This is a genomic window from Moorena sp. (genome assembly GCF_982860115.1).
Window position 1 is genome coordinate 1 of the sequence record NZ_CEYLVT010000202.1, and the last position, 13007, is coordinate 13007.

At 42.8% G+C, this 13007-nt stretch carries 11 protein-coding genes; all 11 read left to right on the forward strand.

Translation table 11 applies throughout. From position 1 onward, the window contains the following. Positions 1–134: 134 nt before the first annotated feature. Entirely contained in the window at positions 135–797 is a 663-nt protein-coding gene (locus AC4II3_RS25540; RefSeq protein ID WP_488014437.1) for an ABC transporter ATP-binding protein, read from the forward strand. A 224-nt stretch (positions 798–1021) separates the two neighbouring features. Then, positions 1022–1150, forward strand: a complete 129-nt coding sequence (locus AC4II3_RS25545) for a hypothetical protein (protein ID WP_488014420.1) — start codon at positions 1022–1024, stop codon at positions 1148–1150. 19 nt (positions 1151–1169) lie between these two features. Then, entirely contained in the window at positions 1170–1916 is a 747-nt protein-coding gene (gene rsmG / locus AC4II3_RS25550; RefSeq protein ID WP_488014422.1) for a 16S rRNA (guanine(527)-N(7))-methyltransferase RsmG, read from the forward strand. Between the two features lie 259 nt (positions 1917–2175). After that, on the forward strand, positions 2176–2763 hold the full coding sequence (locus AC4II3_RS25555) for a Uma2 family endonuclease (protein ID WP_488014424.1): 588 nt from the start codon (positions 2176–2178) through the stop codon (positions 2761–2763). Between the two features lie 115 nt (positions 2764–2878). Next, entirely contained in the window at positions 2879–3670 is a 792-nt protein-coding gene (locus AC4II3_RS25560) for a DUF4058 family protein (protein WP_488014426.1), read from the forward strand. Positions 3671–3793: 123 nt separating this feature from the next. Then, positions 3794–5122 (forward strand): aminotransferase class I/II-fold pyridoxal phosphate-dependent enzyme, encoded by a 1329-nt coding sequence (locus AC4II3_RS25565; RefSeq protein WP_488014428.1) that lies wholly within the window; start codon positions 3794–3796, stop codon positions 5120–5122. 10 nt (positions 5123–5132) lie between these two features. Beyond that, on the forward strand, positions 5133–5483 hold the full coding sequence (locus tag AC4II3_RS25570; protein ID WP_488014430.1) for a Uma2 family endonuclease: 351 nt from the start codon (positions 5133–5135) through the stop codon (positions 5481–5483). Between the two features lie 824 nt (positions 5484–6307). Continuing rightward, complete coding sequence (locus AC4II3_RS25575; RefSeq protein ID WP_488014432.1) at positions 6308–7885, forward strand: CHAT domain-containing protein; 1578 nt, start codon at positions 6308–6310, stop codon at positions 7883–7885. Continuing rightward, positions 7878–9227 carry a VMAP-C domain-containing protein gene (locus AC4II3_RS25580; protein ID WP_488014434.1) on the forward strand — a complete coding sequence of 450 codons (1350 nt, stop codon included), beginning with the start codon at positions 7878–7880 and terminating at the stop codon, positions 9225–9227. Before AC4II3_RS25575 ends, AC4II3_RS25580 begins: the two co-directional genes overlap by 8 nt. A gap of 1 nt (position 9228) precedes the next feature. Next, a complete protein-coding gene (locus tag AC4II3_RS25585) occupies positions 9229–10230 on the forward strand; it encodes an AAA family ATPase (protein WP_488029309.1) in 1002 nt (333 codons plus the stop codon). Continuing rightward, the gene (locus tag AC4II3_RS25590; RefSeq protein ID WP_488029308.1) at positions 10227–12824 is read left to right on the forward strand and encodes an SAV_2336 N-terminal domain-related protein; all 2598 of its coding nucleotides are present in this window, start codon (positions 10227–10229) and stop codon (positions 12822–12824) included. The genes AC4II3_RS25585 and AC4II3_RS25590 overlap by 4 nt, the downstream gene beginning before the upstream one ends. The last annotated feature ends 183 nt before the right edge of the window (positions 12825–13007 follow it).

The window sequence follows — 13007 nt, forward strand, 5'->3', positions numbered from 1 at the left end:
ACTGATAGCTGATAGCTGATAGCTGTTCGCGTAGCGTGCGCGTAGCGCTTAAGCTGAGTGGTTAGGATAGTAATGTTTATGAAATGTTGAAACCTCCCGAGTCTTGGAAGAGGGGAAGGAGTGGGCAAAAGGCAATGCTATATCTTAGAGACTTAACCTATCATCCACCAGCTAGCTCCACCCCGATCTTGAAGGGTCTGAATCTAGAGCTAGCACCACAAGAATTGGGACTAGTGATTGGTGTTAGTGGTTCTGGTAAAAGCACATTATTGGAAATTTTGGCAGGATTAGCCCAGCCCACCGCAGGAAACATCTTTTGGGGAGAAACTGAACTCACCAACGACCAGCTACCCCAACTGGCAGGATTAGTGTTTCAGTTTCCAGAACGGCATTTCTGTGGTAAGACTATCCTGGAAGAATTGCGGATGGGACATCCAGAGTTGGGGTCACAGAGGGTTTATGAAGCTTTGGGGGAAGTGGGACTGGCTGATTTTCCCTTGCATACCTCACCCCATGCTATGAGTGGTGGTCAGCAGCGACGCCTTGCTCTAGCAGTACAACTGATTCGTCAACCCCATATTCTGATGTTGGATGAACCAACAGCTGGATTAGACTGGTCTATGCGAAGACAGTTAGTCAATCTGCTGGCAAAACTCAAAACCCATTGGACACTCCTAGTGGTGACTCACGATGCTAAGGATTTATTGCCCATTGCTGACCGCTGCTGGACTCTTAAGCAAGGGGAATTAAAAGCTGTTGATTTACCTAGTGCTGAGTTGTCAGTGTTGAGTACTTGAGCAAAGGGAACAGGGAACTGCGGATCTGGGAACAGGGAAGAAAAATTATCACAATTCCTACACGGATACCTATTTAAAAATTAAAGGTTCTTCAGTACCTTTTATGATAAATAAAGTTCAATTTAAAAAACTCATAAAGCTTACTGTAGAATGAAAATTCTGCTATTAAACTAACAAAAAAATTTGAATAGGGGCTTTTTCCACTACTCCCTGCTCCCGTCTTGATGCAGTCGCTCATGGGGGAAACCACGCCAGTTGCTCATGGGGGAGACCCCCAAGACCGCACTGGCTCCCCAAGACCGCGCTGCATCGCTGCTCCCTGCTCCCTTTGCCAAACTGTTTATTTAGCATAACAAGTACAGAATAGCAAAAATGACAAATGACCAAAATGTTTTAGTGCTGCCACAGATGACAGAGGTTTGGCAACAAACTCTAAATTGGCAGCCAGCTCCAGAACAACAACAGTTGTTTCAGAAACTCTATGAAGGGATTTTGTCAGGCAATCGTCAGTTGAATTTAACTCGGATTACTGCTGCCGAGGAGTTTTGGGAAAAGCATCTGTGGGATTCTTTGGTAGGATTGGCTCCCATATGGCAATCTGTAACTCCAGGACAGAGAATTATTGATATTGGAACAGGGGCTGGATTTCCAGGATTACCAGTTGCGATCGCATTTCCTAATACTGCTATTACGTTACTCGATTCTACTCGCAAAAAAATTACTTTTCTCCAAACCTTAATCCCCCAGTTGGAAATTAATAATGTTAAGACTTTAGTTGGCAGAGCAGAAGCCATTGGACAGAAGCCACAGCATCGACACTCCTACGATATTGCTCTAGTTCGTGCTGTTAGTGCCCCTTCTGTTTGTGCTGAATATGCTCTACCACTTCTGAAAAAGGGAGGTTTGGCAATTCTCTATCGTGGTCATTGGACAGATGAAGAAACCGAAGCTTTACAGCCAGCGGTAAAAAAGTTGGGTGGAAAGATTGAATCAGTTGAAAAATTTACTACGCCTTTGAGTGATAGTGTTCGTCATTGTTTGTTGTTGAAAGTATTATCACCAACAGTAGCTAAGTTTCCCCGTGCTGTAGGATTACCAGCACAAGACCCTTTGAATTAAAAGATATAGCAGTTCTCAATTGGGTGAGGTAGCTCGTACTGAGTTTTAGGGAGCAGCGGATCTGGGAACAGCGGATCTGGGAATAGATCAGTTGGGATCCAATCTAAGTTATTTATTATTAGCAAGTAATAAGTAAACTGGATATTTTTAGCCCCATTTTCATAATTAAATTATCTGCAAATCGCTATAAATGACAGTTTCTAACCCATTTTTTGCTAAACTAGTATTATCAAAAAAATGGCTTCTTAGGAAAACTCCGATGACTGCCACTACTGCACTGCTTAGCCTCGAAGACTACTTAAGCTACAACGATGGCACTGATGGGCGTTATGAACTGGTGAATGGGGAACTGATTGCCATGTCTCAACCCAAAGGAGAACATGGTGCAATTACTGAGTTTCTCAACGATCAATTTCGGGCTGAAATTCAGAATCAGGGGTTAGCCTGGGTTTCTAAGCAAGGGTTTATTGCAATCGAGTCGCCCCGTGGGGGACGTTGGGATACAGCGCGGATTCCAGATGTGACGGTGGCAACACTGGAGCAATGGCAGGGAATGCTGGATCGAGAGGCGATCATTCGTCTCAACGAATCGCCACCTTTTTTGGTGGTTGAAGTGGTTAGCGAATCGACTCGGACGACGGATTATCGAAGCAAACGAGTGGAGTATAACTTGCTGGGGATTCGCGAATATTGGATTGTCGATCCGCTCAAAAAGCAGGTTGTGGTGTTGCACTTGGTGGATGATCTTTATGAGGAAACGCTTTTTGTCAGGGATGAGTTGATTGAATCAACTATTTTTCCGGGGTTGCAGCTTTCGGCACAGCAAGTGTTGAATGGTGCGCTTTAGAATAAGTAATAGACTTTTAGCCATCAGCCGTTAGCTGTCAGCTGTCAGCTAAGTTCTAAAACCTGAATGCTGAATGCTCTAACTTGAACGCTCTAAGCACCGAGGAGGAAATTTTATGCCTTCCCCTTTTCCAGGGATGAACCCTTACCTAGAACATCCAGAAGTTTGGCCAGGAGTACATTTGTTACTTATTAGCGAGCTGACTAAATTCCTGTCTCCTCAACTGCGTCCCAAATACAGAGTTGGTGTTGAAGTGCGCATGTATGAAACCATTGGGGAACAATCTCTACTGGTTGGCATTCCAGATTTAACTGTCAAAGGTTCACAGGTGACAACCAAACAACCAATGACCAATGTTGCAGTTGCAGAACCCCCAACTCAACCCCAAACAGTAGAAGTTCCTGTGCCTGAAACCATTAAGCAAGGTTATTTAGAAGTGCGAGAGGTAGCTACCAAGGAAGTAGTAACAGCTATTGAAATACTCTCTCCCATTAATAAACGTTCTGGGGAAGGACGCAAGCAATATGAGACTAAACGAAATAAGGTTTTAGGCAGTTTCACTCATTTAGTAGAAATTGATTTACTGCGTAAGGGACAACCAATGCCAGTTTATCACAGCAATAGTGAAACCCATTATCGCATTTTAGTCAGTCGAGGAGACCGTCGTCCTCAAGCTGATTTGTATGGATTTAATTTACCAGATACTATCCCTTCATTTCCCTTACCGCTGAAGTCTGGAGATACAGAACCATTAGTAGATTTACAGCTATTGTTGAGTAATATCTACGACCAAGCTAGTTATGATTTACTCATAGATTATAATCAAGAGCCACTACCGCAATTGTCGGAAGAAGACGGATTTTGGGTTAATACATGGTTAACGGAGCGAGAATTGCGTAATCCCTAGGTTTTAATGCTACTTATTTTACTAAATAAACAGTCTGTTAGCGTGAGCGTATCCAACCTACTGAATGTGCCTTTATAAGGCAACTACACTAATGAACTTTACTATTAAGGAATTTCCTGGTTTATGAAATCACCTTCAACAGAAGAGTATGAATTATTTAGAAAACTTAAACGCTATCAAGGTCAGCTTGATCTGGGTCATTCAGATGCCCCAGAATATAAGAAGAAAGATCTAATGGTAGAAATGGAGAATTTATATGCATCTTACCCTGCCCAGTATTTAGTTGATTCTCATAAGGTAACTGTGCCAGAAAGTCTTACCCATCTAGGTGCAGAAAAGATTTTTGGACTAATTCCATCTTTTCCTAAAATCAATCCAAAATCCGTAGTTATTTTTCCTAAGACTTCAACAGTTCTTGTTAAAATGGCGATTCTATCATCCAAATATAGATTATTACGGAGGGGAGGAAATAAACCTATTACAGTTATTTATCCAGAAGGTAACTTTCGCTACAACCATAATATAGATATATTTTGTGGCACTACTCGGCATTTAGTAGAAGTTTGTTTATCGAGTTTTAAGATTAAGCCAGACAAATTGGAAGAAGTCATTTGTACTGCAAAAAAGAATGGATATCTAATTGCTGCTTTTATACTGGAAACCCCTAATAATCCCTGGTGCCAAATTTATAGTCGAGATGAATTAAAAGAATTAGCCGAGGTTGCGCATCAACATAATATCCTAATCATTAATGATATGTATTTTTCAGGAACTGAAGCAATAGGAAATGACCAAGTTTCAGTGGCTAGTGTGAGTACTCGCTCAGATTTAGTTATCACAACCTGTGGAATGCGAAGACAATTTGGAATTGACGGTATTGGCAAAGTAGGTTTTTTGACGAGTCAGAATGAGGCGCTTGTGAAGGAAATTAAGCGCTTTGTTGTTGCAGCACATGTTCGTTACACCAATGCCGAGGTAATTACAGCTTCTTGGGCTCTCAAAAAAAGAGACTTGAATCATCGTGAAGAATTGAGAAAAGAGTTAGAAATATTGAGGACTAATGCTGAAGCTTTGCTGATGAATTCTGATTTGTTCGCTATGGGAATGAAGATTATCAAGAGCAGCTGTGCAGGGCCTTTTATCAATATTGGGTTTAACTCAGAACTAGAATCTAGGATGAAGAGTTTAGGGATAGCGGATAGTTATAAATTGGGTGAATATTTTTCTCAAATTGGAAAGGTTACACTTTTACCTTTAAGCTCAATGTTTACAAAAAAAGTTGGCTTTCGGATAAACGTGACAAATATTTCGGAGTATAAAGCCGGATTAGCCTGTATGCAGGCTACCATTGAAAAGATTAAGAAAGGAGTTTCTTATCTTTCTTTAGAGGGAGAAATAAATCAAGAATATGAGATTTTGAGACAAGGTTATCGTCCTTGGGAAGGTATCTAGGTGTGAAAGTATGGCGGTTCAGATATCGATGATATACGATAGAACTCTACTCTGTAATGGCTGTAGCAACCAGTATGCACTTCACTGGACTGAGAACCGCTATATTTTAAAAATCAGTCCCCAGGGAACTCCCCATGCTACTTCAATTCGGCTTACTCGCCGATTGTTGGATAATCGTTTAGGACAGCAAGGCTTAGTTCAAACACAATTACCAGTTCAGTTAAGTAATTACTCCGAACCCGAACCAGATCTAGCCGTAGTTATGCCAGATGAACTGCGATACCTAGACCATCATCCGACACCATCAGAAATTTATTTAATTATTGAAGTTGCTGATACTACCTTCAAGAGGGATTGTTAACTGAAAGCTAAGCATTATGCAGAGGCAGAGATTGCTGATTATTGGGTAGTTGATTTAACTAATCGTCAATTGCCTGTTTTTAGATAACCGACTGATCAAGGGTATCAAAGTAAGGTAATTATGGCAGAGGATAAGATAATTTTACCGTTACAGTTTCCAGATTTTTTCTTGACTTTGTCTGAAATGTTGCCACCAGTGATTCCGGAGTTTGTTGAGGGTTGATACTCACCAAATTATTCCCTATTCCTCGTTTTCCCTTTGCTGCGCTATCAGCTAATGCGCTACGCGCACGCTAAGGGAACAGCTATCACCTATCAGCTAATGCCTCCCAGCGTCGAAGTTTCTGGCACGCTGTTCCCTTAGCTTGGCCAACGGCCAAGGACTTTTCCCCAGACAAACAATTCTCATTAATCTGGAACTATTAAATTCTCTCGTTCTAGGTTTATTTCAAGCTGTTCGCGTAGGGTGGCCAACGGCCAACGGCTGAACACGCACCCGTGAGCGAAAAGCTCACGGCTGAATGCTTACCCTGTGCTTTATCGGTCTGTATCAAACAATATATATATTTTATAAATGAGATGTAAAATTAGGAGTTTTTTTTGTCTTGGAAAATAAAAATCCGGATATCTTTACCCTCTAGCATGCATGCCTATTGACTCTTGCATCTTGCATGAGGGAGTATGTTCACAACTCAAATATAAACCCTATAATTAGCCGTCAAAATGTTAAGTTAAGCGTGATATACTGGCGATACCAAATAAAATCAGATCATATACCAACTAGAGTTAATTTTCGCCATAAAATTATAAAGTCAAAATTTTGGAATGACACTGCTGGAACTGCGCTTTTATCCCATTGAAGGTAAGCAAGATTGCTTCAAAGTGAGTGGGTCGGGTTCATTCGGAGAAGTCCATCACGAAGCTGGTCTGCCTTTTCTCGACAGTGAGACTCCCGATGTCCAGGATAGACGTTTCACGGTAGTTAAGATATTAGAGTCAACTCACTTCAAAGAGGATAACTTTTCGGAAGATGAGCAGGCTTGGATGGTACGTGAGCAACTGCTGCTACCGGAACGGAATGCTTTTGAGCCTGAATACTTGGCTACTATTGGGCGTAGGCTCTATCAACTATTAGGTCAAGACATTCAGCAGGTGATAGAGGCAGCGGTAGCAGAGGCTAAACGCGATCGCATTTTCTTACATATTCGGTTGCGGTTTCCAGCAGAAGACCCCAAACCTGTGCGCGTTACTGATTATCCTTGGGAATTACTCCATAACCAATATGGGTTTCTAGCCCACCAAGGGGTGAGCTTCTCGCGCTATATTGCCTATCCTAGTCCTCGTCCTAATTTACCGGGAGTTGAACGGCTCAATGTCCTGTTGATTTCCTCTGGGGCAGGGGATGAGAGAATCGGACTGAAATCGTTACCTGCTGTTGAAGGAGATGCGATCGCAAACGGATTGCAACAGGCTCAGCAAAAAGGTAAAATTCAACTGGAAATTTTAGAATCTGCGACATTAAAATCACTCCGCAGGCGGTTGTCAGAGCGCCAAACCTCAGCAGTGCCTAGTGTTCTGCATTTTCATGGACATGGCTTTTTTGGCAAGCGCTGTAATGAAACAGGGTGCAAAAAAGCTTATAAGCACGGTAGAACTCAGTGTGAATGCGGTGCCCCATTGGGAAAAGCTCAAGGTTATTTGGTGTTTGAAGACTCAGATGCCAAAGCTGATTATGTCAGTGCCAAAGAACTGGGAGAACTCTTGGGTAATTTGCAGCGTCGGGAGCAACCCCATTCAGAACCGGGAATTGCTTTAGTTGTTCTGAGTGCTTGCAAAAGTGCCATGTCTCGTAAGAGTGAGTCTGTCTTCAATGGGGTGGCACAGAGTTTGATTGGTGCAGGTATTCCTGCTGTAGTAGCGATGACCTATTCCATCAGGGTCGATGCCGCTAGTAAGTTTGCGGAAGAGTTTTATCGTTCAGTGGGGGAACAAGAGTCATTAGCGATCGCATTGGGTCGGGGACAAAGTGCTATGGGTATTGAAGGGAATCAGTGGTATCGTCCAGTGCTGTATCTGCGTTGGGAGGATAATGAGGGAGGACAGTTGTTTAAATCAGTTGAACCTGATGCTATTAATCAGGAAAATTCACCCTTAGAGAAAGTCCCTTCAACCAATGAAACTAAGGTTCCCAAAAAAACTTCTATAGTCACACAAATTAAAATCACAGGTTTTAAGCAAAATCTCGAAAAGTTAAAGAAAGATTATACAGATGTTGCAGAACAGCTCCGACGTAAAAGCAATCCTCAGGAGAAAAATAATTTAGAGTTACAGCTTGAAAAAATCGCTAACGATATGGGTAAAATTGAACAACAGCTTCATGAACTAGAAGATGGGGATGAGTAGAGCTAAAAAACTCCAGATTCAAAAGCTGGAGTCTGACTTGTATCAGCTACAGAAAGATTACGAAGACGTTGCCAACAAGGCGAGGTTTGAAAGCAATCCTCAGGAGCAAAATAATCTGGAGTTACAGCTTGAAAATATCGCTCAACAGATGGAAATTAAGGAGGTACAGCTTAATCAAAAACTAAAGCAGTTAGAAGATAAAAAAGATAATACACAAACTCTAATACACTTGTTAAATCCTTTTGAAAACGAAATTATAACCTATGTTCAAAAAGCCTACAACGCTTGTTCTCCTGAAGATTGGCTTAATCCTGTACCAGATACTTTAACAGGGGTTTTTGAAGATTTAGAAAAGATGCCCCAAGGAAGATCGAAATATACCAGAATTGAGCGCTGGGTGGGTTACTTAGTCACAGAGGTCACCGATTCAAAACTGCCTCCATCAGTTTCTGATCAGTTAACGGAATGGTGTCAGCAGAATATCGAGGGATATTCAGAGTTGTTGAGAGAGTTATACAATAAGCCAAAAAGTAAGAACTCTTGTTTAATGGTGGTTGTTCAGGCTAGTAACCAAAGCTCAGTGAGCAATCCAAATAAAGAAGAGCAGTATTTTGTTGATGCTTGGTTTAGGCAAAATGATAGTGTTATAGACTGCAAGCCACTTTCTAAGCCTGGATCTTTTCCGGAAGCTGTTACGGCGGAGCAGATACCGCCAATCCTCCCAGTCTTCTTAGAGGAAATCGGTACTAAATATTCCTGGATAAACTTAACGATTGAATTATTTCTTCCCCTTGCTCTTATGAATCAAGCAGTTGATACTTGGGGAATTGATGATGAATTTGGTTTTCCGACACCAATTGGCTGTCATTATCAGGTAATAGTACGCTCATCGGAGCGATTGTTAAAACCTTACAGTCTTTACAAAGGTAATTGGCAACAGAAGTGGCATTTATTGCAACAACTTCCAGGGTCTGCCTGTGATGCTTTTGTGTTAGGTGATGCTCAGGATTTTCAGGTATTGTTTGGCCAATTAAGTGAAAACAATATTATTGGAATTAAGTTGCTAAAAGCTCCTCCAACAATAGGGAAAGGTAGCGTATTTGCCGTAATCCTGAAAGCAGCTATACCCGTAGCCTTATGGTTAAGGAAGAATTTATCCTTAAATTGCCAAGAGCAGGTTGATGGACTACTATGCTGCTGTATTGATGAACTACCTGAAGTAGTCAAAGATAAACGCTCAGAGGGTTTCCCTATGCCTCCAGATACTCACATTGGACAGCATCTTTCCTTATTATGGGAAGACCCCTATCGCGTGCCCCCTAGTATCGAATACTCTATGTGATATGAATAATTGGAAAATATTTCAAGGCACTGGTAAACCTATTGATGGGGAAATTGACAAGCTATTACCCCCTCCACCGAGTTGGCGTCAGTTTGATGGGAATATCAACAAGGCGCAACGACGGGGTGCTACGTTTCAGGCTCGTTCTGAAGAAATTGAGTTAGTCAATGCAGCCCTTTACCTGCGTCGTCCTTTATTAGTAACCGGAAAACCAGGTTCTGGAAAAACATCCTTAGCTTATGCGGTTGCCTATGAGCTAAAATTAGGTGAAGTGTTATACTGGCCGATTACAACCAGGACAACGTTGAAGGATGGTCTTTATTCCTATGATGCCATCGGTCGTCTACAGGATGCTCAGCAACAGGATAATAAGAATCAGGATAATCTCAAAGAAATTGGGAACTATATTAAACTCGGACCGTTGGGTACAGCACTCTTACCATCAGATAAGCCGCGAGCGCTACTGATTGATGAAATTGATAAAAGTGATATAGACTTGCCTAATGATTTGCTGCATGTGTTTGAAGAGGGGGAATTTGAAATACCCGAATTAGTTCGGATTTCAGAAAAGTTGGAAACAGTGGCAGTAGGAACCGCTTATAAAGATGAAAATGAGCCAACTGCTAAAGATATCAAAGTAGATATTACAGAAGGACGAATACGCTGTAAAGCGTTTCCCTTAGTAATTCTCACTAGCAATGGAGAACGAGACTTTCCGCCCCCCTTCTTGCGACGCTGTCTGCGGCTGAATATAAAGGAACCCAGTGATGTAGAGTTAGAGAAAATTGTGACAGCTCATTTGGGTACAGAGCCGGAGATTACCAAACAGGCTCCGGAGTTAATTAAGCAATTTCTGAAAAAACGTAGTAATGGAGATTTAGCAACCGATCAACTCCTCAATGCTATTTACTTGATGACTCGCGAATCGGCACCCACTGGTCAAGAAAAAGAACAATTGATTGAACAATTGCTCAAGAATCTAAGTAGTACTGAGGGTGAATGATGCAGCCAGAAATCAGCTCTGTTGGTATTACTAAACTGAATGTCCGGTTAAAACAGGCTGAAATCAACCTGGATGCTGAACAAATTGCCGATATCCTCTGGTTAGCGGTTCAGATTGGTAAGGTTGAGGAAACTTCCTCTCCTGAAACACCAGTTAAACAGCGTCAAACGGTTATTGACAGCAACCGGAAAACACCTGCATCTCCATCACCTACTGCCTCTGCTCATCTTCCCTCTTTCTCACCCCATAAGTCAAAAGATAAAACGGTATCTGAAGGCATTCCCTTTCAAGCACCCGCTGCTCCAGCATTACGCCAAACTCTAGCGTTAGCAAGGGCATTGCGTCCCCTGATGCGGAAAGTTCCTTCTCAAACTAAAACGGTTATTGATGAAGAGGAAACCGTTACCCAGATTGTCGAAAAAAAGATTTGGACACCCATACTCAAGCCAGCACCGGAACGGTGGTTGGATTTAGCCCTGGTGGTGGAGGAATCCCGTTCCACAGTAATTTGGAAAGAAATAATCGCTGAGTTTCAGAGACTGACTGAACTCCAAGGCGCTTTTCGATATGTTCGCACTTGGGGCTTAAAAACTAATCATGATGGGGAAATCGAGCTATTTCCCAAGGGTAACTTCTCAGCAAATAAGCAACGTTTCTGTAGTCCAAAGGAATTATTAGACCCTGCAGGTAGGCGCTTAATCCTGTTAATTAGTGATTGCATATCTCCAATCTGGCGTCAAAGTAAAATCCATTACCTCGTGAAACTCTGGTCTAATGCAGGCTCCCTAGCAATTGTACAACTCTTGCCAGAACGGTTGTGGGGACGAACTGCATTAGGTGCTGGCTTTCCCATTCAATTAAGTGCTTTAGTCCCAGGCGTTGCCAATAGTCAACTAGTAGTTGATGGATTACCTGTTTGGACAGAGGTCGATCGTGCCAAGAGTCTAAAGTTACCTGTGGTTACCTTAGAACCTGATTCTCTCAAACAATGGTCGCGAGTGGTGGCTGGAGTCGGGAATACCCAAACTGCTGGGATTTTATTGGAGTTATCTTTAATCGCTTCTTTAGCCGAAGTTTCATCAACAGCTCACGATCAACTATCTGCGGTAGACTTGGTGAAGCGATTTCGGACAACAGCATCCCCTACAGCAAGACGTTTAGCGGGATTGATGGCAGCAGTGCCTGTCAGTTTGCCGGTCGTTGATCTTATCCAAGCAACTCTGCTGCCAGAGTCGATGCAGGTTCATGTTGCTGAAGTCTTCATGAGTGGTCTTTTACAACCCGTTTCCTCTCAAGGGGAGATAGTTCAGTATGAGTTTGTCGAGGGGGTTAGGGAGTTACTGTTAGATTCGGTTATCACTCCTGATGTTGAGACAGTACTGGAGAGAGTTTCTCAGTATATTGCCGACAAACTCGGTATATCCATTAAAAATTTTATGGCTTTGCTGTCTGCCGATTCTAAGTGGGATCAAGCTACTAAACAGCAGATAATGCCTTTTGCCCAGATTACTACTCAGGTTTTGTATAGTTTGGGAGGAGAGTATGCAGCGTTAGCTGAAGACTTGGAACGAAGTTCTAGTCAGTCTTCAGATCCATCAACTATTCCCCAACGTCCACCCCTGCCAACCTTTGAATGTGAAGTGGTCATTGGTCTTGGAGGAAGGACAGAAGCATCCCCAGACATTGAGCTAGAACCGTTTGATTTTGAAGTGGCAACTATTGAGTTGAAACAAACAGGCTGGTTCAGAAGAAAACTAGAACCAATCATCCACCGTCACCAGCACCAAGCTTATGGTTTTAGCCAAGACTTAGGGAATGGAGTTGAGCTAGAGATGGTTGCAATTCCTAAAGGGAGCTTTATCATGGGTTCCCCAGAAACAGAAAAGGGGCATAAAAAAAGTGAAAGTCCCCAGCATCAAGTCACCGTTAAATCCTTCTTCATGGGCAAATACCCAGTGACCCAAGCCCAATGGCAAGCCGTCGCCGCCCTACCCCAAGTCAATAGAAAACTTGACCCCAATCCATCCCGTTTTAACGGGAAATACCGACCTGTAGAGCGAGTCTCCTGGGATGATGCTGTGGAGTTTTGTGAGCGCCTGTCCCAGTATACGAAACGCCCTTATCGCTTGCCCAGTGAAGCCGAGTGGGAGTATGCATGTCGAGCAGGTACAACGACTCCGTTTCATTTTGGCGAGACCATTACAACTGACCTAGCTAACTATGATAGCAACTATGACTATAGTTATGGCTTTGGTTCCAAAGGCAAATCTGTTCAGGAAACAACCCGAGTGGGTGGTTTTGGGGTAGCCAATAACTTTGGACTCTACGATATGCATGGGAATGTGTGGGAGTGGTGTGCAGACCATTGGCATTCAAACTATAAAGGTGCGCCAAGAGATGGCAGTGTCTGGCAAGATGAGCCAGATATTAATAATGATAATTATAATAAGCACCGGCTTTTGCGGGGCGGTTGTTGGGTCGGCAACCCTGAGCACTGCCGTTCTGGGTCTCGCCACAACTCTGATCCGGCCCTAAGGCACTACGTCAACATTATTGGTTTTCGTGTGGTGTGTGGGTGTGCTTGGATTCGGTAACCCTTGTCCCTGTTTCCCTTTTGCCCTTTACCCTGTTTTCCCTTTTTTCTGTTCCCACTGTAGAACTGGCATCTTGCCAGTGGCTGGGGAACTGGCATCTTGCCAGTGGCTGGAATAAGCCTTGTGTAGAACTGGCATCTTGCCAGTGGCTGGAATAAGCCTTGTGTAGAACTGGCATCTTGC

Excerpts from the sequence above, each read along its gene's own strand:
- AC4II3_RS25560 (WP_488014426.1), top strand. The coding sequence starts at position 2,879 with ATGCCTTCCCCTTTTCCAGGGATGAACCCTTACCTAGAACATCCAGAA.
- AC4II3_RS25575 (WP_488014432.1), top strand. The coding sequence starts at position 6,308 with ATGACACTGCTGGAACTGCGCTTTTATCCCATTGAAGGTAAGCAAGAT.
- AC4II3_RS25545 (WP_488014420.1), top strand. The coding sequence starts at position 1,022 with ATGCAGTCGCTCATGGGGGAAACCACGCCAGTTGCTCATGGGGGAGAC.
- AC4II3_RS25565 (WP_488014428.1), top strand. The coding sequence starts at position 3,794 with ATGAAATCACCTTCAACAGAAGAGTATGAATTATTTAGAAAACTTAAA.
- AC4II3_RS25540 (WP_488014437.1), top strand. The coding sequence starts at position 135 with ATGCTATATCTTAGAGACTTAACCTATCATCCACCAGCTAGCTCCACC.
- AC4II3_RS25590 (WP_488029308.1), top strand. The coding sequence starts at position 10,227 with ATGATGCAGCCAGAAATCAGCTCTGTTGGTATTACTAAACTGAATGTC.
- AC4II3_RS25555 (WP_488014424.1), top strand. The coding sequence starts at position 2,176 with ATGACTGCCACTACTGCACTGCTTAGCCTCGAAGACTACTTAAGCTAC.
- rsmG (WP_488014422.1), top strand. The coding sequence starts at position 1,170 with ATGACAAATGACCAAAATGTTTTAGTGCTGCCACAGATGACAGAGGTT.
- AC4II3_RS25570 (WP_488014430.1), top strand. The coding sequence starts at position 5,133 with ATGGCGGTTCAGATATCGATGATATACGATAGAACTCTACTCTGTAAT.
- AC4II3_RS25580 (WP_488014434.1), top strand. The coding sequence starts at position 7,878 with ATGAGTAGAGCTAAAAAACTCCAGATTCAAAAGCTGGAGTCTGACTTG.
- AC4II3_RS25585 (WP_488029309.1), top strand. The coding sequence starts at position 9,229 with ATGAATAATTGGAAAATATTTCAAGGCACTGGTAAACCTATTGATGGG.